Genomic DNA, 24,707 nt, shown 5'->3' on the forward strand with positions numbered 1-24,707 from the left:
AGCGTCATGGCCTTCGCCAGCACGACGCCGGGAATTCACATCGCCCGCGCGAACATGCGAAAGCCCGGCGCACCGATGATCGCCTCGAAGGCAGGATCGCGCTTCTCCTCGGCAAGGACAAAGCCGGCCTTGGCATAAGCGCGCTCGGCGGGCTCGTTGCCGATCAGGAACGATATTGTCGCCCGGGCAAATCCAGCCGCCCGCCCCTTCTCCAGCGCATGCGCGATCAGCGACTGCACGAGACCGCGACCACGATAGGCGGGATCAGTCGCGACATACTCGATCATCCAATCGCCCTCACCGCCCTGAACCCAGCAGGCGCGCGTGTAGCCGCCACGTTGGCGGATGGCGGCAAGCTCAGGCGGGGCGAGCCCGGTCGCGGCAGCGATCTCTTCGATGGCACGCCAAGCTGCTGGTCCCGTGCCGTCCGCCGGTAGCGCACACAAGGCAGCCGCAGGCTTGTCATCGATCTCGGCGACCAGAAATTCCGAGACGTGCCACATCGACACCGCGCGCGCGACCACGATGCGCGCGACGAACTCGCGGCACTGCGCCTCCGGCAAACCGAGCGCAACGTCGAACCAGCCGCGCGGCCGGTAGCCGCGTTGCGATGACAGGATGGTTTGCGCGATGAAATCGGCGTCTTCGGGACGCGCAGACCGTATCGTCATGCGCGCCCCCTTCGCGAAAACCTTACGTGTTCTTCAGTGCGACGCGGAATTCGGCTTCGGTCTTGGCCTTGACCTCGTCGAGCGAGACGCCGTCGGCGAGCTCGATCAGCGCCATACCGCCGTTGCCGTGCTTGTCGATGGTGAAGACGGCCAGATCGGTCACGACCATGTCGACCACGCGCTCGCCGGTCAGCGGCAAATTGCACTGCTTCAGGAGCTTTGGACCGTCCTTCGCCGAATGCTCCATCACAACGACCACGCGCTTGACGCCGGCGACGAGATCCATCGCGCCGCCCATGCCCTTGACCATCTTGCCGGGGATCATCCAGTTTGCGAGATCGCCGTTCTGGGCCACCTGCATCGCACCGAGGATCGACAGATCCATGTGGCCGCCACGGATCATACCGAAGGAATCCGCGCTCGAGAAATACGAGGTCGACGGCAGCTCGCTCACGGTCTGCTTGCCGGCGTTGATGAGATCGGCGTCCTCTTCACCCTCATAGGGGAACGGGCCCATGCCGAGCATGCCGTTCTCGCTCTGGAGGCTGACGTCCATGCCGTCCGGGATGTAGTTCGAGACCAGCGTCGGGATGCCGATGCCGAGGTTGACGTAGTAGCCGTCACGCAATTCCTTCGCGGCGCGCGCAGCCATCTGTTCACGGGTCCAGGCCATGTGGTTCTCCTGATACGCTTAAGCGGCGGTGCGCGGGCGGGTGTTGCGGAATTCGATGCGCTTCTTGGCCGTTCCAACCTCGACGATGCGCTTGACGAAAAGACCGGGCGTGTGGATGTGGTCGGGATCGAGTTCGCCGGCCGGAACCAAATGCTCGACCTCGGCCACAGTGACTTTAGCGGCGGTCGCCATCATTGGGTTAAAGTTGCGCGCGGTCTTGCGGTAGATGAGGTTACCTGCGGTGTCGCCCTTCCAGGCGTGCACGATGGCGAGGTCGGCGAACAGGCCGCGCTCCATCAGGTATTTCTGCCCGTCGAATTCCTTCACTTCCTTGCCTTCGGCGATCAGCGTGCCGACGCCGGTCTTGGTGTAGAAGGCCGGAATGCCGGCGCCGCCCGCGCGAATGCGCTCGGCCAGCGTGCCCTGCGGATTGAATTCGAGTTCCAGCTCGCCGGCGAGGAATTGCTGGGCAAACAGCTTGTTCTCGCCGACATAGGACGAGATCATCTTCTTGATCTGGCGGGTTTCGAGCAGGCGGCTGAGGCCAATGCCGTCGACGCCGGCATTGTTCGAAACCACCGTCAGGTCCTTGACGCCGGAGTCGCGGATCGCGTCCGACAGCGTCTCGGCGATGCCGCAGAGGCCGAAGCCGCCCGACATGATCATCATGCCGTCTTTCAGAACGCCCTCGAGAGCCGACTTGGCGTCGGGATAGACCTTGTTCATGCAAATAACCTTCGAGTGAACCTTCGGCTTGCAGGCGTCGCGCCTTATTGGCGGCGATTATTAGGCGAAATCGTCCGAAGCCGTCAATGATACGGGGTTCTCCGCTCCGCCGCTGGGTGATAGAAGCTGCCCAAGCCGTGGGCGCAACCGTTCCCGTGGCCTTGAAAGCGACAAGAAAACCCATCAAGTTGCGGCACTTAACACAATAGGTCTTGGGCGTGGGGGCGCGCAGGTTTCCCGGCCCGCCTTCTGGCTCCAGCGACCAACCCGATCAGGACATGCCATTGACCATGGCCCAAGGAATGAAGCGCCTCGGGACGCCGATCGCGGCGCTGCTCGGCGTGGCGCTGATCGCCCTGATCGCGACCTCATGGCTCATCAATCGCGACGCCCTGCGCAAGGCGGTGGAAACGCAGATCCGCGACGTCACCGGACTCGAGGTCAATGTCGCAGGCGCGATCGACATTTCGGTGCTGCCGGCAAGCTACATCTCCTTCCATGACGTCGGCCTGAAGGGCGGCGGCACCAGCGATCCCGCGCTCCATGTCGACGTGCTCACCGCGAACCTGCGGCTGCTGCCGCTGCTGCTGCAACGGTTCGAGATCGCCGACCTGACGCTGCTGCGGCCGCGCATCCATGTCAGCCTGAAGCCGGACGGCGAAAGCAACTGGACCCCGTTCATCCAGACCATCGCGCGCACCATGAAGCCCGGCGCCGAGAATCAGGTGTCGTTCTCCGAGATCCGGATCCAGGACGGCGTGCTCGATTACGAGGACGCTGCCACGCATGGCACCGAGAAATTCGAGGACATCGACCTGTCGCTGGCCTGGCCCTCGATCTCGCGCTCCTTCGCCGCGACCGGACAGTTCGACTGGCGCGGCGAACGGGTCGACGGCTCGATCAGCTTTTCCGATTTCGTCGCCGCGCTCTCCGGCGAGCGCTCGGGCTTGAAGGCGCGGATCGCGAGCGCACCGCTCAAGCTCGCCTTCGACGGCAGCGTCGCCAACCGCACCAGCCCGATGATGGAGGGCACGCTCACCATCGACAGCCCGTCCTTGCGCAACGCGCTGCGCTGGACCGGCCAGCCGCAGCCCGCCAGCGGCGGCTTCGGCCGCTTCGCGCTGAAGGCGCGGGCCAATGTCGTCGGCGCCTCGATCGCGCTCACCAACGTCAATGTCGAGCTCGACGGCAACACCGCCGAGGGCGTGATGACCTACGCCAATAACGGCCGGCAGACGCTGCAGGCGACGCTCGCAGCCGACGCGCTCGACTTCACACCCTACATCTCGACCTTCCGCCTGCTCGCGAGCGGCGCGCGCGACTGGAACAGGCAGCTGTTCGACCTCAACGCCTTGTCGACCACCGACCTCGACATGCGCCTGTCGGCAGCCAAGCTGACAGTCGGGGCGTCGAAACTCGGCCGCACCGCGATCGGCGCGAATCTGCGCAACGGCACGCTGGCGCTCTCGGTCGGCGAGGCCCAGGTCTATGGCGGCATCGCCAAGGGCTCGTTCGGCATCGCGCGCTCCGACACCGTCGCCGACATCAAGGCGCAATTCCAGTTCACCGACGTCGACCTTCAGGCCTGCGCCTCCGAGCTGTTCGGTATCAACAAGCTGTCCGGGCGCGGCAACATCAACGTCTCGCTCCTCGCGTCCGGCTCGAGCCCGTTCGGCCTCGTGCAGTCGCTCGACGGCAGCGCCACCGTGACCGGGCATGACGGCGCGATCTCCGGCTTCAATGCCGAGCAGCTCCTGAAGCGGCTCGAGCGGCGGCCGCTGTCCGGCGGCGGCAATTTCCGCAACGGCTCCACCCCTTACGACAATCTCACTATCGCGGTGAAGTTCTCCGATGGCGTGGCCACCGCCGAGGACATCCGCGTCGAGGGACCGGCGGCGAAGATCACGATGACCGGCACCGCATCGGTGCCGACGCGCGAATACGACATGAAGGGCGTGGCCAGCCTCAACAGCGCGTCGGGGTTCGAATTGCCCTTCGTCGTGCAGGGCCCCTGGGACGATCCCCTGGTGTTCCCCGACCCGGAAAGCCTGATCCGCCGCTCGCCGGCCTCAGCGCCCCTGCTCGACATGCTGAAAGACCGCAAGCCGGGCGACGCGGTGCGCTCCGCGATCGAGCGTATCACCGGGACCGGAAAACGTCCCGCACCGGCCGAAGCGCCGACAGCGGAGAACGCCAAGGGCGCGAAGTCCAACTGAGGACGGCGATCAAGCGGCACCAGCCGATCGACGCAGAATTGATCAGGGCGAATTGATGCAGCGATTGGATCGATGCGCACATTAAGCATCTCCTCTCGCCCGACACCCCCACGACCTATGTCTGACAACAAGCCGCTAGATCGTATCACGGCCATGCGCTAGTGTTTTATACGACCGGTTAAAAACACCGGCCGTTTGAGGGAGAAAAACGTGAAATCCAAGGTTATTGGCGCAGTATCACTGGCGGTCGCTGCGGCCGGGCTGTTTGCAGCCGCTGCACCCGCATTTGCGCAGCAGAAGACGATTACGGTCTGGTGGGGCAAGGGCTTCTACCGCTCCGAAGACGACGCGCTGCTCGATACGATCAAGAAGTTCGAAGCCAAGACCGGCATCAAGGTCGAATTGTCGCAGTACGCGATCCAGGACATGATTCCGAAGACGGTCGCCGCACTCGATTCAGGCACCGTGCCCGATGTTGCCTATTCCGACACCTACGACGTGCAGGTGCAGGGCAAGTGGGCCTACGAAGGCAGGCTCGAGGACCTCTCCGACATCATGGAGCCGATCAAGGATCGGTTCGTGCAGAACACGCTGGATGCGTCGATCCTCTATAACGACGTCACCAAGAAGAAGGCCTATTACGGCTTCCCGCTGAAGCAGCAGAGCATGCATGTCGAGATCTGGAACGACATGCTGGAGAAGGCCGGCTTCAAGCTCGCCGACATCCCGACCGACTGGGAAGGCTACTGGACGTTCTGGTGCGACAAGGTGCAACCGGGGATCCGCAAGGCGACGGGCCAGCGCGTCTACGGCGTCGGCCAGCCGATGGGCGTGGAATCCACCGACGCCTTCCAGTCGTTCTACACCTTCATGGATGCCTATCACGTCAAGCTGGTCGACGACGACGGCAAGCTCACGGTCGACGATCCCAAGGTCCGCGAGAACCTGATCAAGGCGATGAAGGACTACACCGACACCTACATCAAGGGCTGCACCCCGCCGTCCTCGACGACCTGGAAGGATCCCGACAACAACGTCGCGTTCCACAACAAGACCATCGTGATGACCCACAACTTCACGATCTCGATCGCGGCGAAGTGGTTCGAGGACTCCCAGAACCAGGCGCTCACGCCCGAGCAGCGCGAAGCCGGCAAGAAGGCCTATGGCGAGGACATTATCACCGCGTCCTTCCCGAAGGCTCCGGACGGTTCGACGATCCGCTACCGCTCGGACGTCAAGACCGGACTGGTCTTCTCCGTGGCCAAGAACAAGGCCGAGGCCAAGCAGTTCATCGCCTTCCTGCTCCAGGAAGAGAACGTCCGGCCCTATATCGAGGGTGCGCTCGGCCGCTGGTTCCCGGTGACGAAGGAAAGCCAGGAGAGCCCGTTCTGGCAGGCCGACCGGCATCGCAAGGCGGTCTACGCGCAGTTCAAGGGCGGCACCGCCCCGTTCGACTTCACCAAGAACTGGAAGTTCACCATCCTGAACAACGAGAACGTCTGGGCCAAGGCGATGAACCGCGTCGTCAGCGAGAAGGTGCCGGTGGACAAGGCGGTCGACGAGCTGATCGCTCGCATCAAGGCGGTCGCGGGCTGATCCCGGACTGCAATAAGGTATATGCTAATACCGGTCGCGGCTCTCCGCGACCGGTTGCTTTCGGTGGGTATGCGATATGGCGATCACACTTTCCGGCTCAGACACAATTCCGGCCCCTCCCCTGTCGGCGCGCCTGACCACGCAGCAGGTCTGGGGCATCTTGCTGCTTGTGCCCTATCTACTCGTCTTCCTGGCCTTCGTCGTCTATCCCGTCGGCTACGGCCTGTGGCTGGCGCGCAATCCGGCGAACTATGTCGCTCTGTACAACGACCCGATCTTCGCGCGCGCCGCGGTCAACACGCTGATCTTCCTGGTCATCGGCATCAACGTGAAGATGCTGATCGCGCTGTTCCTGTCCGGCTTCTTCGCGCAGCAGCGCCCCTGGATCAAATGGCTGTCGGTGATCTTCATCCTGCCTTGGGCGGTGCCGTCGATCCCGACCATCCTGTCGGTCCGCTTCATGCTCAATCCGGAATGGGGCATGGTCAACCATTTCATCTTCTCCCTCACCGGCGATGACGGCCCGAACTGGCTGAACGACCCGACGGTCGCGCTGACCATGGCGATCGCCGTGCATATCTGGAAGTCGCTGCCGTTTTGGACGCTGATCCTGCTGACCGGGCGGCTCGCGATCCCGCAGGATCTGTACGAGGCGTCCGAAGTCGACGGCGCCAGTCCGTGGCAGAAATTCCGCTTCATCACCTGGCCGTCGATGCAGATGCTCTACGTCACCTGCACGCTGCTCTCGATGATCTGGACGCTCGGCGACTTCAACAGCGTCTATCTGCTCACCGGCGGCGGGCCGGCCGACCTCACGCATGTGCTGTCGACGCTCGGCATCCGCTATCTCCGGCTCGACCAGCTCTCGCTTGCGATGGCCTCCATCGTCTGCGCGATACCGTTCGTGCTGCCGCTGATGTACTTCATGATGAAACGGTTGTCGCGATGAAGCTTCCCACCCTCCGCGAAGTTGGTACCGAAGCCAAGCTCCTGCTGATCGGCATCCCGGTCTTCATCTGGACCATGATTCCGATCTACCACATGTTCCTCTTCGCGATCTCGCCGAAGGAGGACGCGTTCTCGGGCAAGCTGTGGCCGGATCATCCGACGCTGCACAACTTCCACATCGTGTTCTACCAGGAGCACTATTTCCTGCGCGACTTCTGGATCCAGTTCTGGAACTCGACTGTGATCGCACTGGCCGCCGGCGCGCTGACCTTGTTCATCGCGACCGCCGCCGCATTCTCGATCTCGCGGCTTAAGGTGCCGGGCGGCCGCTGGGTGATGAATCTCGCGCTGTTCACCTACTTCATCCCGGCGGCGTTCCTCGCCGTGCCGATGTACCGCACCATGGGCACTTACGGCCTGCTCAACAATCACTGGTCGCTGATCCTGGCCATGGTGACGATCGCCTCGCCTTATGCGATCTGGGTGCTGAAGCAGGCGTCCGACAAGCTGCCGGTCGAGCTCGACGAGGCCGCCGTGATGGACGGCGCGACCACGCTGCAGCTGTTCCGCTTGGTCTATGTGCCGCTGATGATGCCCTCGCTGGTCGCGATCGGCACCTATGCCGTGCTGCTGGCCTGGAACGAATATCTCTACGCGTTCCTGCTCTTGTCCAAGGACACCGACATCACACTGCCGGTCGCGCTCGGCAACTTCCTCGCCGCCGACGACTCGCCGTGGGAGCTGTTGATGACCACCGGCTTCATCTACGCGCTGCCGCCGGCCGCGGTCTATTACGCCTTCAAGCGCTACATGGTGGGCGGGCTCACGGCAGGTGCGGTGAAGTCCTAAACATCGGCCGCGCTCTTGCGGCGATACGCGATCAGAAGCGCGATCGTCGAGCCGATGAAATAGCCCGCGGTCGCGCCCGAAATCGCGCGGCCGGCGATGAAGGCCAGCGCGCGATCGCCGGCATTGATCGCCGTGATCACGCCAACTGTGTACTGCAGAGAGAACACGACGAGATTGCGGACCAGCGCAAACGCGCTGCCGGGACGAATGATCTCCCCGGTCGTGTGATCGACATCGAACGGACGCGGCGTCAGCACGCTGAGCGGCAGCAGCACCAGTGCCGCCGCGATCCAGGCGACCAGTGGCCACGTGCCGTCCTGATGTCCAGAGCCGATCCGTGAGACGCCCCAGACGATGAACACGACCGGCACGATCAGCGCACGCCAGATCGGCGTCCTGCGCGGCTGCATCGCCTTGATGCCCTGCCAGACCAGATAGGCGAACAACGCGAAGACCCAGAGCGGCGTGTGGACGAGCACCTGGTAGGTGAATGTCACGATGCCTCCCGTCTAAAGCGCCGCCGCGCTCTCGCCCTGCGAGCTCGACAGTTTCGAGGCGAGCGAGGCGATCACGATGACGGCCGCGATCAAGGCGATTACCAGCGTGCAGATCGCGTTGATCTCGGGCTTCACGCCCAGCCGCACCTCCGAATAGATCCGGATCGGCAGCGTCGCCGAGCCCGGGCCGGTGGTGAAGCTCGCGATCACGAGATCGTCCAGCGACAGCGTGAAGGCGAGCATCCAGCCCGCGACGATCGCGGGCGCGATCAGCGGCAGCGTCACGGCCACGAACGCGCGCACCGGATCGCAGCCGAGGTCCATCGCGGCCTCTTCCAAGGAGCGGTCGAGCGAGCCGAGGCGGGACTGCACGACGACGGCGACGAAGCACATCGTCAGCGTGGTATGGGCGATCGTCACCGTCCAGAAGCCGCGCTCGGCGTTCAGCGCCACGAACAGCAGCAGCAGCGACAATCCGGTGATCACCTCCGGCATCACCAGCGGCGCATAGAGCATGCCGGAGAACAGGGTACGGCCGCGGAACCGCTCGCCGCGCGACAGCGCCACGGCGGCAAGCGTGCCGATCAGGGTCGCAATGGTCGCCGACGAGACCGCGACGCGCAGGCTCATCCAGGCCGCCTCGATCATAGCACGGTCATTGAAGAACTCGTGATACCAGCGCAGCGACCAGCCGCCCCACACCGTCACCAGCCGCGAGGCGTTGAAGGAATAGATGACGAGGATCAGGATCGGCAGGTAGAGGAAGGCCAGACCCAGCGCGAGCGAGGCGACGTTGAAGCGTGACAGGCGGGAGACCTTGCGCATCGCCTCACCGCCCCTGTTCCAGCTGCCGCTTCTGCAGCCGTTCATATAGCAGCAGCGGCACCAGCAGCACCAGCAGCAGCACGATGGCCGCGGCGGAGGCGACCGGCCAATCCTTGTTGGTGAAGAATTCGAGCCACAGCGTCTGGCCGATCATCAGCGCATTGGAGCCGGCCAGGAGATCCGGAATGACGAACTCGCCGACGATGGGGATGAAGCACAGCAGCACGCCGGCGCCGACGCCGGGCAGCGACAGCGGGAAGGTGACCAGCCAGAACACCTGCCAGCGCGGCGCGCCGAGATCGGAGGCGGCCTCCTCCAGCGCGGGCTCCATTTTGGCCAGCGTGGCGTAGAGCGGCAGGATCATGAACGGCAGGTAGGAATAGACGATGCCGATATACATCGCGCTGTCGGTGGAGAGCCACACCACCGGCTGGCTGACCAGATGCAGCGCGAGCAGGATCTGGTTGAGCAGGCCGTCGTGCTGGAGGATGTTGATCCAGGCATAGATGCGGATCAGGAACGAGGTCCAGAATGGCACGATCACCAGCACCATCGCCACGGCCTGCCAGCGCGCCGGCAGCCGCGCCATGGCGTAGGCGATGGGATAGCCGATCAGGAGCAACAGCGCGGTCGCGGTGACGGCGACGGTGAGGCTACGCACATAGGCAAACACGTAGATGTCGTCGGAGACGAGCAGCCTGAAATTGTCGATTGACAGCGCGGCAAAGGCGGCCTTTAGCGCTCCCCATCCCGCCATCAGGTCGAACACCGGCTCGTAAGGCGGCTGCGCGATCGCCGTCTGCGACAGGCTGATCTTCAGCACGAAGCCGAACGGCACCAGGAAGAACAGCACCATCCAGACATAGGGCGCGATCGCGGCAAGGCGAGCCGGTCGCGCGAAGATGCGGCGCGCGCTCACGACGGCAGCACCACGCAGTCGTCGGGCGTGAACCAGGCGACGACAGGCTGGTTCAGGCTGTAGGCGTCGACGTCGAGGCGCGCGCTGTTGGCGACCGAAGCCTGCACCATCCCGCCGGCGTCGAGCTTCACCTTATAGGTGGTGGTGCCGCCGAGATAGCAGATGTCGGCAATCACGCCGTCGAGCTGGTTGATCGCCGTTTCATGACCGGCTTCCCTCACCGGACCACGGCGCGAGAGCTTGACCTTTTCGGGGCGGATCGCAACCGATAATCTGACCTCGCCGAACGGCTCGCGCGGCTCCGCCACCACCAGCGGTCCCGCATCGCGCGTGCCTATCACCAGGCGATGACCGTCGCGCAATTTGGACTCGGCGTCGAACAGGTTGACGTCGCCGACAAACTCCGCGATCCAGCGCGAGCGTGGCGCCTCGTAGAGCTCGCGGGGACTCGCGACCTGCGCGAGCTTGCCGTCTCTCATCACGCCGATCCGGCTCGCCATTGTCATCGCCTCTTCCTGATCGTGGGTGACAATGATGAAGGTCATGCCGAGCCGACGCTGAAGCTCCATCAGCTCGCCCTGGGTGCTTTCGCGCAGCTTCTTGTCGAGAGCCGCGAGCGGCTCGTCGAGCAACAGCAATTGCGGCCGCCGCGCCAGCGCACGCGCCAACGCCACACGTTGGCGCTGCCCCCCGGAGAGCTGGTCGGGCTTGCGCTTCTCGAGCCCGTCGAGCTTCACCAGCGCGACCATCTCCGCCACACGCGTGGCAATGTCGGCGCGCGCCATGCCGGCGCGCTTCAGGCCGAAGGCGATGTTGTCGCGCACCGACAGATGCGGAAACAGCGCATAGTTCTGGAACATCATGTTGATCGGCCGCTCATGCGGCAGCGCCTGCGCGATGTCCTTGCCGCCGAGCAGGATGCGCCCTTCATCCGGCGCTTCGAAACCGGCGAGCATGCGCAGAAGTGTGGTCTTGCCGCAGCCGCTGGGGCCGAGCAGCGCAAAGAACTCGCCGGTCTTGATGTCGAGCGACACGCCGTCGACGGCCCGGAACGTCCCGAAGGTCTTGGCGACGCCCTCGATGCGCAGCAGCGGCTCGCTGGCCGCGAACTGCGTCTCTCCAACCGGATCCGCAGCTGCGTCTGTTCTGGGCAACTCGTCAGTCATGGTCCCTGCCAACCTCAATCCCGCCGCACGCTAGCGGCCGATCGTCCCTCACTCAACCGGTTAGAGGCGGCTCGTTCACGTCGGATTCGCCATGAACGCAGCCAGCGCATCGCATTCCTCCGCCGACATCGTCAGGCCAAGCTTGGAGCGGCGCCACAGGATGTCCTCGGGAAAACGCGCCCATTCGTGTGTCATGAGATAGCGCACCTCGGCGCCCGTCAACTCGGGACCGAAGGCGGGGCCGAGATCGTCGCGGGTCTTCGCCTCACCGAGCACAGCCGGCAGCCGCGAGCCATAGGACCTGACGAGGCGCTCGGCTTGCGGCTCGGACAGAAAGCGCCAACGGTCACGCGCAAGATCGACCTCGGTATCGAAACGATCCCAGGCGAAATCCCCGCCCGGCAGCGCCGCGCCTGCGGTCCAGGGCGGCGACATCGGATAGAACGGCGTCAACTTCGTCACCGCGCGCTCCGCGCGGAGGCGCGAGGTGGTGACGTCGCCGCCGAACATCGTGATCAGCGGCGCCTTGCGCCGCCGCGCGTGGAACAGCGTGGTGCCGTCACGCCGGCGCGCGGACGCAAGCGTCAGGTTGACGCCGGAGACCGCCCGCACCACGTCGGTCGGGGCGACGCGCTCGCGGAAATAGCGACTGGCCGCCTCACAGAGATAGCCGACGTCGGCCCCCCGCATCGCGACGATCGCGGGATCGCCGGTGAAATCGTGCGTGATTGTGCCGATCAGCGTAAAGTCGCGATCGAGGGGACTCGCGAAGATCAGCCGGCCATCGCTGTTCTGGAAGACGTAGACGTTATCGGAATCGAACAGCCGCGGGACGATGATCTGGCTCATCTGCATCGCCGCCATGGCGGGTTGCGGCTGCCGCAGCACGGTCTCGGCGACCATCGACGTCCATCCGCCGGTGGCGTTGGCCAGTGCCCGGGCCGTGATCGCGTGGCGATGGCCGCGGTCGACCACCGCGAGCCGCCATGTGTCGGTTCGATCGGCACGCACACAGCGCGCTCCAGTCCGAATCACGGCGCCGCGCTCGGCCGCATCCAGTGCCGTGAGCACCACCAGTCGGGAATCGTCGACGACGCAATCCGAATATTCGAAGGCCGTGCCGAATGGTCGTTTTAGCGCGTTGCCGACCGGATGATGCGTGATGTCGAGGGTCGCCGTTGCAGGCAGGCCGCTCCGGCTGGTGAGGCTGTCGTAGAGGAGCAGGCCGAGGCGCAGCAGCCATGGCGGGCGCTCGTCGGAATGCGCCGGGATCACGAAGCGCATCGGCCGAACCAGATGCGGCGCGATCCGGAGCCAGGTCCGGCGCTCGGCGAGCGCCCGGCGCACCCGTCGGAAGCCGCGCCGTTCCAGGACCGAGAGATCGCCGTGGATCAGCCGCGGTGTTGCCGAGGACGCCGCGCCGCCCAGATCGCCCTGCTCCAACAGGATGACCCGCAGGCCGCGGCCGGCGGCATCGCGCGCGAGGCTGACACCGTTCAGGCCGCCCCCGATGATCGCAAGGTCGTAATCCGCCATGAAGCCGTCGAATGGAAGCGAGCGAAGCGCCCACCATCACTAGCCGGTCTTGAGCGCAAGCTCCATGACTTCGGCGCGACCGACGAGGCCGGCATATTTCTCGATCGGCAGGGGCTTGCCGAGCAGATAGCCCTGCACGCCGTCGCAGCCTTCTTCGGCGAGGAAGACGAGTTGTTCCAGCGTCTCGACGCCCTCGGCGACGATCGACATTTCCAGGCCATGGCCGAGATCGATCACCGCGCGCACGATCGCCGCCGATTGCGGGTTGCGGCCGAGATTGATGATGAAGGCGCGGTCGATCTTGATCTTGTCGAACGGGAACGCCTGGAGATAGCTCAGCGAGGAATAACCGCTGCCGAAATCGTCCATGGAGATGCGCACGCCGAGCGCCTTGAGCCGGCGCAGCAGCGCAAGACCGCGATCGAAGTCCTCGATCAGCACGCCCTCGGTGATCTCAAGCTCTAACCGGCCGGGTGCGAGACCCGTCTCGATCAGAATGGAATGGACGAGCCCGACCACGTCGCCGTGCATGAACTGCGCCGGCGACAGGTTGACCGCGACCTGAAGCGGCGTCGGCCAGGAGGCGGCCTCGCGGCAGGCCTCGCGCAGGATCCACTCGCCCATCTCGACGATCAGGCCGCTTTCCTCCGCGATCGGGATGAATTCGGCCGGGGAGACCTGGCCGCGCACCGGGTGCTGCCAGCGCGCCAGCGCCTCGAAGCCGATGATCTCGCTCTCGGCGACGCTGTGGCCAGCAGTCCCCTGCGGCTGGAAGGCGAGCGAGAGCTCGCCATTCTTGATCGCCATCGAGAGGTCCTGGTGTAGGACGCGGCGATCGCGGATCTGCTGGTCCATCTCCGGCTGGAACAGGCTGATCGTGCCGCGCGATTTCTGCTTGGCGCGGAACAGGGCCGCGCCGGCATTGGCGAGCAGCGAGGCGGCGTCGGCGCCGTTGTGCGGGAAGATCGACATGCCGGTGGTGACGCCGGCGCGGACCGGGCGGCCGTCGATCTGGAATTCCTTGGCGACGGCATCACCGATCTGCTGCGCCAGCGCGAGGCCTGCCTCCGGCTGCTTGCCGTCGATGATCAGGCCGAACTCGTCGCCGGACAGGCGCGCCACCACGCCGCCGCGCGCGGAATCCTGGAGCCGCTGGGCCACCTCGACCAGGAGCTTGTCGCCGTGCGCATGGCCGAAGACGTCATTGACCTCCTTGAGGCCGTCGAGATCGACGCACAGAACCGCGAACTCCTCGCCGGTGCCCTCGCAGGCCTCGATCATCTGGGTCAACGCCTGCAGGAAAGCGGCACGGTTCGGCAAATCGGTGAGGCCGTCGTGGTAGGCCATGTGCGCCATGCGCGACTCGGTCTGCCGGCGATCGGTGACGTCCTCGTGGGTCTTGATCAGATATTGCGGCTCGCCGGTGTCGCCCAGCACGGTGGCGCGGCGGGTGAGGAACAGCCGCAGCCCGTCCTTGGTGGAGATCGGGTGCTCTTCGGTGATCATCCCACGCTTCTTGATCGCGGCTTCGTCGCGCGCGATGATCAGCTTGGCTTCCTTGGGATTGAAGATGTCGGACGCGGTCAGGCCCGTGGCTTCCTCGCGCCTGCGGTTGAGGATCGTCTCCGCGCTGCGGTTGGCGAGCAGATAGCGGCCGTCCTTGACCTGCTCGACGATCAGGGCCACCGGGATGTTGTCGACCACGAGCTCCAGGAACTTCTTCGTGCTCTCCAGCTCCTTCGACAGCGAGCGGCGATCGGTGATGTCCTCGAACACGAGCATCAGGAATTCGGGCTTGTTGCTCTCGTTGCGGACCACGATCCGGATCGAGGCAACCATGCGCCGCTCACCGGCGCGGTCGACCTCGAATTCGTTGCGAAACTGGCCGTCCGGCGAATCGAGTGCCGCCCGGTCGGTCGCCTCGATGCTGTCCGCCGAGATGGGCGCAAACAGCTCGCGGGCGTTCTTGCCGACGGCATGATCGCGTGAGAAACCCCAGAAGCGCTCATAGGCGCTATTGGCGAAAATGTAGCGACCATCCTCGATGTTCTTCGCCGCCACGCAGGCCGGTACGTGGTCCAGCAATGTTTCCAGGAACTGCTTGGTGGAGGCGAGCTGCCGGGACAGCCTGCGCTGCTCGCTGACGTCCAGATGGGTCGCCACCGAGCCGCCGTTGGGCAGCACGAAATACTTCACCAGGATGGCCCGCCCGTCCGGCAGTTCGGTTATCAGGCCGTTCGGGCTTGCCGCCTTCTCATAGAACTCGTCGTCGGAAGCGCCGCCGAGCACGCCACGCCGGCGCCGCAGCTCAAGGATGTCGTGGCCGGTCATTCCGGCCCAGATGTCCGACCGCATCAAGCCGTAGATATCGAGATAGCGGTCGTTGCAGAAGATGATGCGCCGCTGCGCATCCGTCATCACCACGCCCTGGTTGAGGTTGTTCATGGCGGAGGAGACAAAGGCATTGCGCCGCAGCTGCAAACGCCTAGTCCGGCGCAGTGAGGAATGGATCCATAGCGCGATCGCGGCGAAGAACGAACAGATCACAATTCCCGCGATCAGGGCTTCCCAGATCACGTTGGGATCGAGGTGGCCGAGGTAGCTCGGAGGGCTGAAGCTGTCGGAGAGGGCAAAGGCGCGCGCAGGCGCGACCGCTGCGGCCAGGCACACGACGGCCTGCATCGCAATCGGAAGCGCGCTGCCCGCGTGCCAGTTCTTCTCAGCCATCAGCCACCCGCGATTTCAACGTCGGATTGTCTGGCCTGGCGGGTTTGGATCGGGTAAACGCCTGTACGAGCAACGGAAAAATGTGGCATCAAATACGGCAATTGCCCTGACATGATAAATGCTTCCTTAACGGAAAACGCCCCCGCGCCGCCGTTCCCAGGCGTGAGGCCTTCGTCGCTTCGAGCGGACGTCCTGCACAACCATGGATAGGGTGGACTGCGTCGTCATCGGAGCCGGCGTGATCGGGCTCGCGGTGGCTCGAAAGCTGGCGCAAGCCGGGCGCGAGGTGATCGTGCTCGAGCAAGCCGAGGCCATCGGCACCATCACCTCCTCGCGCAACAGCGAGGTGATCCATGCCGGCATCTACTACCGCGCCGGAAGCTGGATGGCGCGCATGTGCGTCGACGGCAAGCACGCGCTCTATCGTTACTGTTCCGAGCGCGGCATCCCGCACAGGAATTGCGGCAAGCTGATCGTCGCGACCAATCCGAAAGAGACCGAGAAGCTGCAATCGATCAAGGCGCATGCCGAGGCCAACGGCGTGCTCGACATGCAGTTGCTCACGGGCGATGCGGCACGTGCGCTGGAGCCGGCGCTCGCCTGCGACGCCGCGCTGCTGTCGCCGTCGACCGGCATCATCGACAGCCACGCCTACATGCTCTCGCTGCGCGGCGAAGCCGAGGACGCGGGCGCGGCCTTCGCGTTCCACACCCCGCTGATCCGTGCCAAGGCGACCGCCGGCGTGATCGAGATCGAGGCGGGCGGCGAAGCGCCGATGACGCTGCAATGCAGCCTCCTCGTCAACGCCGCCGGGCTCTCGGCGACCACCGTGGCGCGCAACATCGAGGGCATGCCGCTGGAACGGATCCCGACGGCCTACCTCGCCAAGGGAAACTACTTCAGCTGCAATGCCAGGGCACCGTTCTCGCGCCTGATCTATCCGGTGCCCGAGCCCGGTGGGCTAGGGGTGCATCTGACGCTGGACATGGCAGGGCAGGCGCGTTTCGGCCCCGACGTCGAGTGGATCGAGACGATCGACTATGAGGTCGACCCGTCACGCGCCGAGCGCTTCTACCCGGCCATTCGCAAATACTGGCCGACGCTGCCTGACGGTGCGCTCATGCCGAGCTATTCGGGCATCCGCCCGAAGATCGTGCCGCCGGCGGTGGCCACGCAGGATTTCTTGATGCAGGGCCCGCGCGATCACGGCGTCGAAGGCCTGATCAACCTGTTCGGCATCGAGTCGCCCGGACTGACGTCATCGCTCGCGATCGCGGATCACGCCGCCGAACTCGCAAACATCTAGTGGTTTAAAGCGAAGGGGATTCCGGTTGCGCGTAAAGAAGCGCGTCCAGACAAGAAGCTAGAGCCGCGCAAATCCTTGCACGCTGCGCGCCTTGCAGCAGGGATGAGCGCAAAGGCTCCCATCCCTGCCTGAAGGGGTGCGATCAACTCTACGCTGTTACGGGGTTACTAGTGGAGCGTGTCGCCGTGCCTGAGACGCTCGATCTGGTCCTTGACCATCAACTTCCGGCGCTTCAACTCAACAATTTGCAGGTCGTCTGTTGAAAGGTGCACGAGAGCTTCGTGCAATTCGTTTTCGAGAGTTTTGTGCTTCCGTTCCAATTCAACCAGATGTGCCTGAATTGTCATTCGAAACCTCCTCGGTAGGGGTGAACCTTGGATTCGACCGGACGACGAAGTGTACATCACCGATTCGTTCTGTCGATGGGTATCCGTCGTCGCACTGTCATTTTTGAAAATTCATATGTAACGAAGCGTGAGTAAGGGAACCACGCGGGAAAAATCCGTGATATCAATGCGCTTGCGCAACGTCGGAGCGACCGCAGAAATATCTCGCGGGAGATCGACGCGGGACAGCCCGAGATCGCTTGCGATCACGGCGCGCAAGGACGATAGTTTCCACAGGGCATCCACAGCCTTAATCTCACGCCTATCGGTTTTTCGGCCACCGCAGACATGACCAATGAAGATGCGCGCGAACTCGAATCCGAGCTCGCCCGGTTGCACCAGGAACACCGAGATCTTGATGCGGCGATCGATGCACTGCATCAATCGCCCGCCCCCGACCTGTTGCGGTTACAGCGGTTGAAGAAACGCAAGCTGTTGTTGCGTGACCGTATCGCGTTCATCGAAGACCAGATCACGCCCGATATCATCGCCTGATCCACAGGAGGACAGCTCGGCGACCCGCCGCATGTGAATCCGCTTGACTCAAAAGGAACAAAATAAGAACATTTGGACACCAACGCCCCCGGGAAAACCGTCCAAGGAAAACGCAGATGTCGGCAGCCGCCCTTCTCGACAACAGCCATTATGAACAAGCCTGTGATCAGGCGATCGCGATGTGCGACGGCAATCTGCGCAGCACCATCAAGGCGCTGATCATGGCCAATGAATATCTGGAGACCGAGCTGGAGGAATTGCAGGCGGCGATTTCCGCAGGCTGCATTCCGGAGATCACGCGCAGGAAGAGCAGCGCCGCCTGACTGTCAGCTATCGGAGCCGACCATGTCCGATGTCACCTATTACGTTGCATTACCTTTCCTGACCGACGAGGACGGCTCGCCGGTCGCAGGTGCGGCCGAGGAATGCCAGAGCGCGGTGGCCGCGTTACGGCGCGCCGAGATCATGTCGCACGGCGCCGGCCACACCGGCGCCGTCGCGTTCAGCCGCAGCGGCGATCCCATGACCGGCGAATTCGGCGACGCCAAACTGCTCCGCAGCTTCGGCAACGTACCGAAAGACCTCGGCACACTTTAAACTAGCTGCTGACGAGCCTGATGCGCGGCTCGTGCCGCCGGTGCGCCTTGCGCACATACATGGCGGCATCGGCCTCCTCCAGGGCCCGCGTGGAGTCGGACTGCACTCCAAGCAGGGCGACGCCGGCGGAAGCGCCCGCGCTCACGTGCTGGCCGCGAAAGACAAAGGACAATTCGTCGACGGCCTGCTCGAAAGCCGCGGCCTTCGCCTTGGCGTCGGTCTCGCTGAGATTCCAGAGCAGCAGCGCGAACTCGTCGCCGCCGAGGCGGCCCACCAAGTCCGAGGCGCGGATCTGCCGCGTCAGCGTGGCGGCAATCGCCTTCAGCACCTCGTCGCCGGCCGCATGGCCGAAGGAATCGTTGATCGGCTTCAGCCGATCGACGTCGAGGACGATCAGCGCGCCGCTGGCGCGGTAGCGCTTCATGTAGGCGACGGCGCGAGCGAGCTCGCGTTCGAAGCCGCGCCGGTTCGGAATTTCCAGCAGGAAGTCGGTGTCGGCGGCTGCCTCGAGTTCCGCGACCCGCCGCAGCGCCCCCTTGAGCTTGCTCCGGAGGTCGCGGATGGTCGCGTTGACGGCCGGCTTCATAGCCCCTTTGGCGCCCCCAGCGGCCGACGCTCGATGCCGCGCCGGGCCCTTGGCCGGGCCCTTGGCCCGACTCTTGGCCAGACGCTTGGGAGCAACTTTGGAGCGACCGGCGCTAGTTTTCGGGCCCTTTTTGGCCTTCGCAGCGCTCGCCCTTTTTGGTTTCTTCATGGGCATCCTGCTCAATGAAGGCTTGCGGGGATTCACCAAGACAGGATAGTGCATTCCCTTCTCCTTGCCACCGCCTTGCGAGCAACCGGCCGGAACCGCTAATCTGGCCTATCTTCCTGTTTTTCGAGCACAATTGACGTCATGACCGCGCCAATCGCCATCATCATGGGAAGCCAGTCGGACTGGGACACGATGCGGCATACCGCCGACACGCTTGCAGCGCTCGGCGTTGTCGCCGACACTCGCATCGTTTCGGCACACCGCACCCCCGACCGGCTGTTTGCGTTCGCCAAGGGCGCCAAGGGGGCCGGTTACAAGGTCATCATCGCCGGCGCGGGCGGCGCTGCGCACCTGCCCGGCATGGCGGCAGCGCTGACGGAACTGCCCGTGTTCGGCGTTCCCATCGAATCCAGGACGCTCAAGGGTATCGATTCGCTCTATTCGATCGTCCAGATGCCCGCGGGCATCCCGGTCGGCACCCTCGCCATCGGCAAGGCCGGCGCCGTCAATGCGGCGCTGTTGGCGGCCGCCGTGCTGGCCTTATCCGACCCGGCCTTGTCTGATCGCCTCACCGCCTGGCGCAAGGCGCAGACCGAGGCCGTGGCCGAACGCCCGGAGGACAAGGCGTGACTGACGCAAAGCAGGTGAAGCTGAAGCCCGGCGACACCATTGGCATCCTCGGCGGCGGACAATTAGGGCGGATGCTGGCTATGGCGGCGGCACGGCTCGGCCTGCGCTGCCAGGTGTTCTCGCCCGATCCGGATTCACCGGCCTTCGACGTCGTCCTGAATGCGACCTGCGCTGAATATGCCGATGTCGAAGCACTCGAGCTGTTCGCCAACGACGTCGATGTCATCACCTACGAATTCGAGAACGTGCCGTCCGCGGCCGCGATGGTGCTGGATGCGCGCCGTCCCGTGCTGCCCAACCGCAATATCCTTGAGACCACCCAGGACCGGCTCGCCGAGAAGGATTTCGTGACGCGGCTGGGCATCGGCACCGCAGCCTATGCCGACGTCACCTCGGTCCCGTCGTTGCGCGAGGCTATCGCCAGAATCGGCCTTCCGGCGGTGCTGAAGACCCGCCGCTTCGGTTATGACGGCAAGGGCCAGGCCATCATCCGCGAGGGCGACGACGTCGCGAAAGTGTGGACCAGTCTCGCCACCAAATCGGCCATCCTGGAAGCCTTCGTGCCGTACGAACGTGAGATTTCCGTGATCGCCGCCCGCTCCGCGACAGGCCAGGTCGAGTGTTTCGACGTCACCGAAAACGAGCACCGCGACCACATCCTGAAGATCTCCCGAGCGCCCGCCCGGATCCCGGACGTGCTCGCCGAGGAAGCGCGCAGCATTGCCGGCAAGATCGCGGGCGCGCTCGATTATGTCGGCGTGCTTGCCGTCGAGATGTTCGTGCTCGCCAACGGCACCGGACCCAAGGTGCTGGTCAACGAGATCGCTCCGCGCGTGCACAATTCCGGACACTGGACGCTCGACGGCGCATCCGTCTCGCAGTTCGAGCAGCACATCCGCGCCATTGCCGGCTGGCCCCTCGGCAAGCCCGTGCGCCACGGCGAGGTCGTCACCATGACCAATCTGATCGGCGACGAGATCAACGAATATGGCGAGTGGCTGAGCGTGCCAGGCGCGACCGTGCACATCTACGGCAAGGGCGCGCCGCGCCCCGGCCGCAAGATGGGGCATGTCACCGAAGTGCGACCCACGACTGGCGATTGACGGGACCGCGGCGCATGCCGCGATCCCGCTTTGCGATTACGCCGTCTTTGCGCCAGCGACGACGCCGGTGGGTTCGTCGCTGAGCCAGCGATAGATCACCCCGCCCAGCGCGCCCCCAATCAGTGGCGCAACCCAGAACAACCAGAGCTGTGCTGTCGCCCAGCCGCCGACGAACAGCGCCGGTCCCGTGCTGCGCGCCGGGTTCACCGAGGTGTTGGTGACGGGGATGCTGACGAGATGGATCATCACCAGCGCGAGCCCGATCGCCAGCGGCGCAAAGCCCGCGGGCGCGCGGCCGTGGGTGGCGCCCATGATGATGAACAGGAACATCATGGTCATCACCACCTCGGTGAGGAAGCACACGATCATGCTGTACTGGCCGGGAGAATGGGCGTCGTAGCCGTTGGACGCGAATCCTTTGCTGACGTCGAAGCCGGGAGCTCCGCTTGCAATGACGTAGAGAAGCCACGCGGCCACGATCGCGCCGGCGACCTGCGCGATCACATAAGGCAGGATCTGTCCGGCCGGAAAACGTCCGCCGGCGGCAAGACCGACGGTGACGGCCGGATTGAGATGGCAGCCTGAGATGTGGCCGATCGCGTAGGCCATGGTGACCACGCTCAGCCCGAATGCGAGGGAGACACCGACCAGGCCGATACCGACCTGCGGAAAGCCGGCTGCGATCACAGCACTTCCGCAACCTGCGAATGTGAGCCAAAAGGTGCCGATAGCCTCGGCCGCGTATTTCTTCATATCCATGTGTCGTCCCCTGCTTTCAAAGATACCGGAACAAAGCTCCGGAAACGGCCCCACCCTTGGCGTCAAATCTCCCAAATCAGGGCCGCGAAGAGGCATTTTGCCTCATTTAATGGCTGAACTTGGCCCGAAAACCCGCTTGGCCGGTGGACATCCCAAGTTTTGTCTGATACATCCGCGCCCTCAAGGTTAAGGGCGTGTGCGTTTCGCCATCCCCTTTGACTTACCAGAATTCAAATCCGATCCACTGAAGAGGATGCCGCGTGCAGGTTCTCGTTCGCGATAACAATGTCGATCAAGCCCTCAAGGCGCTCAAGAAGAAGATGCAGCGCGAGGGTATTTTCCGCGAGATGAAGCTCCGCGGTCACTACGAAAAGCCCTCCGAGAAGAAGGCCCGCGAAAAGGCCGAAGCCGTGCGTCGCGCACGCAAGCTGGCCCGCAAGAAGCTGCAGCGCGAAGGCCTGCTGCCGATGAAGCCGAAGCCGGTGTTCGGCGCCGGCCCCGGCGGTGATCGTGGCGGTCGCGGTGGCCCCGGTGCTGGTGCAGGTGCAAGTGCTGGTCCGCGCGGACCGCGCTGATTTACCAAACTTGAGAGACTTCAGTTTTCGATAACGCGGGCCCCTGGCCCGCGTTATTGTTTTGTGAACGGTGCCTTCCTGGGATGGGGCACTACCGATGCGGCACCAGCGCGAGCGAACCGTAGATGGCCTCCCCTTTCCCCAAGCCCGGCTTGGCGCGGTTACGCCAGATCTTGCTGCAGCCGTTTGCGCTGGCCTTGATGGGGATTTCGCTGTGCGGCTGCTCCTTCGACCTGGGATCGCTGACGCCGGAGAAGGAGAAGCCGCAGGAGGCACCCAGGGCAGCTGCGACCGCCGAAAACGTGGTCAGCGCCGGCAATGTCAGTGAGGCCCAGGCCCATACGGCAAAGGCCCAGGCCCTGGCAAAGTCCGGCGAGACGGCGGCCGCGCTCGATGAGTTCAATCACGCGGTCGGACTCGATCCCTACAATGCGCAGGCGCTCTATGGCCGCGCCCTGATCTACCAGGGCAAGAACCAGCACGATTTCGCGATCGCCGATTTCAGCGCCGCGAGCGGCCTAAACCCGCAGAAGGTCGAGCCGCTGCTCGGCCGCGCCATCAGCTATCTCTCCCTCGGCAAGGTCAAGGAAGCCGCGGCCGACCTGGATGAGGCTTCCGAGGCCGATCCCCACAATGCCCAGGTCTGGACCATACGCGGGCAAGCCTATGAACGGCTGGGCGACAGGACCAAGGCGGCGGCGTCCTACACCAAGGCAGTCTCGCTTCGTCCACGCGACGACGTCGCCCGCAGCGGCCTCGCCCGCGTCGGCGGTTGACGATTCTGGCGCAGCGCAGGCGCCGTCTTAATCCGGGGTGACGCTCTTCGGCAGAACGGAATGGAACATGGACTTGACGCCCGACAGCATGTCGTCGGCGACATTGGTCTTCGGCCGCGGCATGGACGCTCCGGCATCGGCGCGCAGATCGAGCGGGGGCGCGATCATCGGGACCGGAATATCAGCCGGGGGCGTCAGCCGATTCGGGTTCTCGTTGCCGACCGAGGCCGTATAGGGCGGGCCCGCCTGCGACGAGCCGCCATTGCCATAGGCCTCGGCTGCGGGTGTCGAGACCGTGATCGGCGGCGGCAACGGACGCACCGATGACGTATCCACGGGAATGACACGCGGGGCCTCCGAGGTGCGGGCGGCTTCACGCACCGCAGGTTCCTGAGTCTTCTCGGGCGACTTGGTCTCGGAAGACTTGGTCTCGGAAGACTTGGTCTCGGAAGACTTGGTCTCGGAAGACTTGTTGTCGGAAGCTTTGGCCTCAGCCGCTTTGCTCTCAGGCGACTTGCGCAGGCGCTCGATCGCGGCGCGCACGAGATCGTTGGCGTCGGGGGTTGCGGCCGGCGCGGCAGCAGCCGGCGCCGAATTGGCCTCCACCACCGGGGTGGCGGGAGCGGGTGCACTGACGGCCGGGGTGGACTTGGCAACCGCCTTCTCGCGCGCGGACGGCTTGCCGCGCGCCGCGGCCTCGGGCGGTGCCACGTCCGCCGTCGACTTCTCAGTGGTCTTGGGCTCAGCACCCGGCTGATCGGCAGTCTTCTCGGCCGCCGGCTTGTCCGTCACCTTCTTCTCGGAAATGCCCTTGGCCTTGACGCCGGGCGCGGGGAGGTTGGCCACATCGGCGGGCTTGCCGTTCTTGCCAGCCTCGGCGGGCGTCGTCACGGCCGCGGGTGCATCCGCCGCCGGCTTGGCGTTGATGTAATGATTAACGATGTACGCCCCGATGATCGTTGCGAGCACCGAGGGGAAGATGTCCATCGAGATTTTAGCAATGTATTTCAGCATTCCGGCCACTCCCCGCGCGATCTGATGCGGGAACTTTGAGGCATAGTGAGGGATCAACTGCGACAGATCAATGGCAAAGGGGTACGCCGGAATTACGGCTTCAGCTCGACCTCAAGGAACACGATCTCGGTTGCGGTTTCGTTAAGCACGTCGTGCTGGACGCCGGCCTTGCGAAAATAGGATTTCCCGGCCGCAAGCTGTGCTTTGGACCGCTCGCCATTGGGTGCCACGATGGTCATTTCCCCTGCGACCACGGGAACAATGACGTAGTCCATGCCGTGGGTGTGATGGCCGGTGGCGCTGTTTGGCGCGAGCCGCCACTCGGTCACCCGCACCTGGTCATTGTCGATCTGAACCTCGGACTCGGCGGCAATCATCGGAACTCTCCTGGGGCATCATCCGGAAAACCGGTTCAGGCACGAAAACCATGAACACATAGACGGCAAATACCACCATATGGACCAGCCCGAACAGGACATTGGTCCTGCTCGTACCGAAGGTCAGCATGCTCAGGAAGAAGGTCAGGAGCAAAAGCACGCTGCCCTGGCCGCTGAGGCCGCGCGTGACTTCCTTGTCGAGCGCATAGGTGGCGACACCGACCGCCGGGATAGTCAGCCCGATGGTGGCCAGCGACGAGCCGAGCGCGAGGTTGATACTCTTCTGGAGGTCGTTTTTGCGAGCCGCCGAGACGGCCGCGACCCCTTCCGGCAGCAGGATCAGGAGCGCGACCAGAAGTCCGGCAAAGGCAGGCGGCGCGCCGATCCTGGCCGCGACGGCATCGACCACCAGCGAGAATTTTTTGGCCAGCAGCACGACCGCCAGCAGCGCAATCAGCAGCAGCACGACGCTGAGCACCAAGGTCCGGCCCGACAGATGCGCCTCGCACGGCCAGCGCCGGAAAGATCCAGGCCGACCGAGGCATCGGATTGTGAGCGCTTATCCATCGGCTCCAATTGTCTCAGT

General features: G+C 64.4%; 26 protein-coding genes and 1 pseudogene. 12 read left to right on the forward strand and 15 right to left on the reverse strand.

Annotated features, from left to right (window positions below; genetic code table 11):
- Positions 1-35: 35 nt before the first annotated feature.
- From IVA75_RS33720 to IVA75_RS33730, 3 genes are read right to left on the reverse strand one after another with little or no spacing between them, the layout of a single operon-like run.
- The gene (locus IVA75_RS33720) at positions 36-671 is read right to left on the reverse strand and encodes a GNAT family N-acetyltransferase (RefSeq protein ID WP_247287624.1); all 636 of its coding nucleotides are present in this window, start codon (positions 669-671) and stop codon (positions 36-38) included.
- 22 nt (positions 672-693) lie between these two features.
- Positions 694-1,344: a CoA transferase subunit B gene (locus tag IVA75_RS33725; RefSeq protein WP_027570379.1), complete on the reverse strand. Its 651-nt coding sequence runs from the start codon at positions 1,342-1,344 to the stop codon at positions 694-696.
- An 18-nt stretch (positions 1,345-1,362) separates the two neighbouring features.
- Positions 1,363-2,070 carry a CoA transferase subunit A gene (locus IVA75_RS33730; RefSeq protein WP_007596238.1) on the reverse strand — a complete coding sequence of 236 codons (708 nt, stop codon included), beginning with the start codon at positions 2,068-2,070 and terminating at the stop codon, positions 1,363-1,365.
- Positions 2,071-2,360: 290 nt separating this feature from the next.
- Between IVA75_RS33730 and IVA75_RS33735 the strand changes: the two genes are divergently transcribed.
- From IVA75_RS33735 to IVA75_RS33750, 4 genes are all read left to right on the forward strand, one after another.
- Entirely contained in the window at positions 2,361-4,286 is a 1,926-nt protein-coding gene (locus tag IVA75_RS33735) for an AsmA family protein (protein ID WP_247288292.1), read from the forward strand.
- A 210-nt stretch (positions 4,287-4,496) separates the two neighbouring features.
- Complete coding sequence (locus IVA75_RS33740; protein ID WP_027570377.1) at positions 4,497-5,882, forward strand: ABC transporter substrate-binding protein; 1,386 nt, start codon at positions 4,497-4,499, stop codon at positions 5,880-5,882.
- 76 nt (positions 5,883-5,958) lie between these two features.
- Positions 5,959-6,831, forward strand: a complete 873-nt coding sequence (locus tag IVA75_RS33745) for a sugar ABC transporter permease (protein WP_211394722.1) — start codon at positions 5,959-5,961, stop codon at positions 6,829-6,831.
- Positions 6,828-7,679, forward strand: coding sequence for a carbohydrate ABC transporter permease (locus tag IVA75_RS33750; protein ID WP_027570375.1), 852 nt, complete (start codon positions 6,828-6,830; stop codon positions 7,677-7,679). Before IVA75_RS33745 ends, IVA75_RS33750 begins: the two co-directional genes overlap by 4 nt.
- Here the strand turns inward: IVA75_RS33750 and IVA75_RS33755 are convergent.
- The 6 genes from IVA75_RS33755 to IVA75_RS33780 form a co-directional block, all read right to left on the reverse strand.
- Positions 7,676-8,176: a DUF6622 family protein gene (locus IVA75_RS33755; RefSeq protein WP_247287622.1), complete on the reverse strand. Its 501-nt coding sequence runs from the start codon at positions 8,174-8,176 to the stop codon at positions 7,676-7,678. The two genes, IVA75_RS33750 and IVA75_RS33755, sit on opposite strands and share 4 nt — an antisense overlap.
- A 12-nt stretch (positions 8,177-8,188) precedes the next feature.
- A complete protein-coding gene (locus IVA75_RS33760) occupies positions 8,189-9,001 on the reverse strand; it encodes an ABC transporter permease subunit (RefSeq protein WP_247287620.1) in 813 nt (270 codons plus the stop codon).
- Positions 9,002-9,005: 4 nt separating this feature from the next.
- Positions 9,006-9,920 (reverse strand): ABC transporter permease, encoded by a 915-nt coding sequence (locus tag IVA75_RS33765; RefSeq protein WP_247287618.1) that lies wholly within the window; start codon positions 9,918-9,920, stop codon positions 9,006-9,008.
- Positions 9,917-11,086 (reverse strand): ABC transporter ATP-binding protein, encoded by a 1,170-nt coding sequence (locus tag IVA75_RS33770; protein WP_247287617.1) that lies wholly within the window; start codon positions 11,084-11,086, stop codon positions 9,917-9,919. Before IVA75_RS33770 ends, IVA75_RS33765 begins: the two co-directional genes overlap by 4 nt.
- Positions 11,087-11,161: 75 nt before the next feature.
- Complete coding sequence (locus tag IVA75_RS33775) at positions 11,162-12,622, reverse strand: glycerol-3-phosphate dehydrogenase (protein WP_247287615.1); 1,461 nt, start codon at positions 12,620-12,622, stop codon at positions 11,162-11,164.
- Positions 12,623-12,661: 39 nt separating this feature from the next.
- Positions 12,662-15,349, reverse strand: a complete 2,688-nt coding sequence (locus IVA75_RS33780; RefSeq protein ID WP_247287614.1) for an EAL domain-containing protein — start codon at positions 15,347-15,349, stop codon at positions 12,662-12,664.
- Positions 15,350-15,551: 202 nt separating this feature from the next.
- On the opposite strand from IVA75_RS33780, the gene IVA75_RS33785 reads away from it, so the two are divergent.
- Positions 15,552-16,655: an NAD(P)/FAD-dependent oxidoreductase gene (locus IVA75_RS33785; protein WP_247287613.1), complete on the forward strand. Its 1,104-nt coding sequence runs from the start codon at positions 15,552-15,554 to the stop codon at positions 16,653-16,655.
- 167 nt (positions 16,656-16,822) lie between these two features.
- On the opposite strand, the gene IVA75_RS33790 is transcribed toward IVA75_RS33785, so the two are convergent.
- The gene (locus tag IVA75_RS33790; RefSeq protein ID WP_007596254.1) at positions 16,823-17,002 is read right to left on the reverse strand and encodes a DUF465 domain-containing protein; all 180 of its coding nucleotides are present in this window, start codon (positions 17,000-17,002) and stop codon (positions 16,823-16,825) included.
- Positions 17,003-17,329: 327 nt separating this feature from the next.
- Here IVA75_RS33790 and IVA75_RS33795 point away from each other — a divergent pair, with 327 nt between their 5' ends.
- The 3 genes from IVA75_RS33795 to IVA75_RS33805 all read left to right on the forward strand — a co-directional run bounded on the left by IVA75_RS33795 (position 17,330) and on the right by IVA75_RS33805 (position 18,133).
- Positions 17,330-17,536 (forward strand): DUF465 domain-containing protein, encoded by a 207-nt coding sequence (locus IVA75_RS33795; RefSeq protein WP_027519980.1) that lies wholly within the window; start codon positions 17,330-17,332, stop codon positions 17,534-17,536.
- A 116-nt stretch (positions 17,537-17,652) separates the two neighbouring features.
- On the forward strand, positions 17,653-17,859 hold the full coding sequence (locus tag IVA75_RS33800) for a hypothetical protein (RefSeq protein WP_247287612.1): 207 nt from the start codon (positions 17,653-17,655) through the stop codon (positions 17,857-17,859).
- Between the two features lie 22 nt (positions 17,860-17,881).
- Positions 17,882-18,133, forward strand: coding sequence for a hypothetical protein (locus IVA75_RS33805; protein ID WP_247287611.1), 252 nt, complete (start codon positions 17,882-17,884; stop codon positions 18,131-18,133).
- Position 18,134: 1 nt separating this feature from the next.
- On the opposite strand, the gene IVA75_RS33810 is transcribed toward IVA75_RS33805, so the two are convergent.
- Positions 18,135-18,887 (reverse strand): GGDEF domain-containing protein, encoded by a 753-nt coding sequence (locus tag IVA75_RS33810; RefSeq protein WP_247287610.1) that lies wholly within the window; start codon positions 18,885-18,887, stop codon positions 18,135-18,137.
- A gap of 141 nt (positions 18,888-19,028) precedes the next feature.
- Between IVA75_RS33810 and purE the strand changes: the two genes are divergently transcribed.
- On the forward strand, positions 19,029-19,517 hold the full coding sequence (purE, locus tag IVA75_RS33815; RefSeq protein WP_247287609.1) for a 5-(carboxyamino)imidazole ribonucleotide mutase: 489 nt from the start codon (positions 19,029-19,031) through the stop codon (positions 19,515-19,517).
- Complete coding sequence (locus IVA75_RS33820; RefSeq protein ID WP_247287608.1) at positions 19,514-20,620, forward strand: 5-(carboxyamino)imidazole ribonucleotide synthase; 1,107 nt, start codon at positions 19,514-19,516, stop codon at positions 20,618-20,620. Before purE ends, IVA75_RS33820 begins: the two co-directional genes overlap by 4 nt.
- A gap of 36 nt (positions 20,621-20,656) precedes the next feature.
- On the opposite strand, the gene aqpZ is transcribed toward IVA75_RS33820, so the two are convergent.
- Positions 20,657-21,379: an aquaporin Z gene (gene aqpZ / locus IVA75_RS33825; RefSeq protein ID WP_027570363.1), complete on the reverse strand. Its 723-nt coding sequence runs from the start codon at positions 21,377-21,379 to the stop codon at positions 20,657-20,659.
- A 260-nt stretch (positions 21,380-21,639) separates the two neighbouring features.
- On the opposite strand from aqpZ, the gene rpsU reads away from it, so the two are divergent.
- The gene (gene rpsU / locus IVA75_RS33830; protein WP_007614218.1) at positions 21,640-21,954 is read left to right on the forward strand and encodes a 30S ribosomal protein S21; all 315 of its coding nucleotides are present in this window, start codon (positions 21,640-21,642) and stop codon (positions 21,952-21,954) included.
- Between the two features lie 125 nt (positions 21,955-22,079).
- Positions 22,080-22,730 carry a tetratricopeptide repeat protein gene (locus IVA75_RS33835; protein ID WP_247287605.1) on the forward strand — a complete coding sequence of 217 codons (651 nt, stop codon included), beginning with the start codon at positions 22,080-22,082 and terminating at the stop codon, positions 22,728-22,730.
- A gap of 27 nt (positions 22,731-22,757) precedes the next feature.
- Here IVA75_RS33835 and IVA75_RS33840 read toward each other — a convergent pair whose 3' ends face one another.
- The 3 genes and pseudogenes from IVA75_RS33840 to IVA75_RS33850 all read right to left on the reverse strand — a co-directional run.
- A complete protein-coding gene (locus IVA75_RS33840) occupies positions 22,758-23,744 on the reverse strand; it encodes a hypothetical protein (protein ID WP_247287603.1) in 987 nt (328 codons plus the stop codon).
- Positions 23,745-23,836: 92 nt separating this feature from the next.
- The gene (locus IVA75_RS33845; protein WP_027570360.1) at positions 23,837-24,121 is read right to left on the reverse strand and encodes a cupin domain-containing protein; all 285 of its coding nucleotides are present in this window, start codon (positions 24,119-24,121) and stop codon (positions 23,837-23,839) included.
- A gap of 37 nt (positions 24,122-24,158) precedes the next feature.
- Positions 24,159-24,623: pseudogene (locus IVA75_RS33850) on the reverse strand (ionic transporter y4hA); the annotation flags it as partial.
- Positions 24,624-24,707 lie beyond the last annotated feature (84 nt).

The sequence above is a fragment of the Bradyrhizobium sp. 134 genome (assembly GCF_023074155.1).
In the GTDB taxonomy this organism is placed as follows: Bacteria; Pseudomonadota; Alphaproteobacteria; order Rhizobiales; family Xanthobacteraceae; genus Bradyrhizobium.

Bases quoted from the DNA above. Each gene is read 5' to 3' on its own strand.
- IVA75_RS33720 (WP_247287624.1), bottom strand. From the start codon at position 671: ATGACGATACGGTCTGCGCGTCCCGAAGACGCCGATTTCATCGCGCAA.
- IVA75_RS33725 (WP_027570379.1), bottom strand. From the start codon at position 1,344: ATGGCCTGGACCCGTGAACAGATGGCTGCGCGCGCCGCGAAGGAATTG.
- IVA75_RS33730 (WP_007596238.1), bottom strand. From the start codon at position 2,070: ATGAACAAGGTCTATCCCGACGCCAAGTCGGCTCTCGAGGGCGTTCTG.
- IVA75_RS33735 (WP_247288292.1), top strand. From the start codon at position 2,361: ATGGCCCAAGGAATGAAGCGCCTCGGGACGCCGATCGCGGCGCTGCTC.
- IVA75_RS33745 (WP_211394722.1), top strand. From the start codon at position 5,959: ATGGCGATCACACTTTCCGGCTCAGACACAATTCCGGCCCCTCCCCTG.
- IVA75_RS33750 (WP_027570375.1), top strand. From the start codon at position 6,828: ATGAAGCTTCCCACCCTCCGCGAAGTTGGTACCGAAGCCAAGCTCCTG.
- IVA75_RS33760 (WP_247287620.1), bottom strand. From the start codon at position 9,001: ATGCGCAAGGTCTCCCGCCTGTCACGCTTCAACGTCGCCTCGCTCGCG.
- IVA75_RS33770 (WP_247287617.1), bottom strand. From the start codon at position 11,086: ATGACTGACGAGTTGCCCAGAACAGACGCAGCTGCGGATCCGGTTGGA.
- IVA75_RS33775 (WP_247287615.1), bottom strand. From the start codon at position 12,622: ATGGCGGATTACGACCTTGCGATCATCGGGGGCGGCCTGAACGGTGTC.
- IVA75_RS33780 (WP_247287614.1), bottom strand. From the start codon at position 15,349: ATGGCTGAGAAGAACTGGCACGCGGGCAGCGCGCTTCCGATTGCGATG.
- IVA75_RS33785 (WP_247287613.1), top strand. From the start codon at position 15,552: ATGGATAGGGTGGACTGCGTCGTCATCGGAGCCGGCGTGATCGGGCTC.
- IVA75_RS33790 (WP_007596254.1), bottom strand. From the start codon at position 17,002: ATGACAATTCAGGCACATCTGGTTGAATTGGAACGGAAGCACAAAACT.
- IVA75_RS33795 (WP_027519980.1), top strand. From the start codon at position 17,330: ATGACCAATGAAGATGCGCGCGAACTCGAATCCGAGCTCGCCCGGTTG.
- IVA75_RS33800 (WP_247287612.1), top strand. From the start codon at position 17,653: ATGTCGGCAGCCGCCCTTCTCGACAACAGCCATTATGAACAAGCCTGT.
- IVA75_RS33805 (WP_247287611.1), top strand. From the start codon at position 17,882: ATGTCCGATGTCACCTATTACGTTGCATTACCTTTCCTGACCGACGAG.
- IVA75_RS33810 (WP_247287610.1), bottom strand. From the start codon at position 18,887: ATGAAGAAACCAAAAAGGGCGAGCGCTGCGAAGGCCAAAAAGGGCCCG.
- purE (WP_247287609.1), top strand. From the start codon at position 19,029: ATGACCGCGCCAATCGCCATCATCATGGGAAGCCAGTCGGACTGGGAC.
- aqpZ (WP_027570363.1), bottom strand. From the start codon at position 21,379: ATGGATATGAAGAAATACGCGGCCGAGGCTATCGGCACCTTTTGGCTC.
- IVA75_RS33835 (WP_247287605.1), top strand. From the start codon at position 22,080: ATGGCCTCCCCTTTCCCCAAGCCCGGCTTGGCGCGGTTACGCCAGATC.
- IVA75_RS33840 (WP_247287603.1), bottom strand. From the start codon at position 23,744: ATGCTGAAATACATTGCTAAAATCTCGATGGACATCTTCCCCTCGGTG.
- IVA75_RS33845 (WP_027570360.1), bottom strand. From the start codon at position 24,121: ATGATTGCCGCCGAGTCCGAGGTTCAGATCGACAATGACCAGGTGCGG.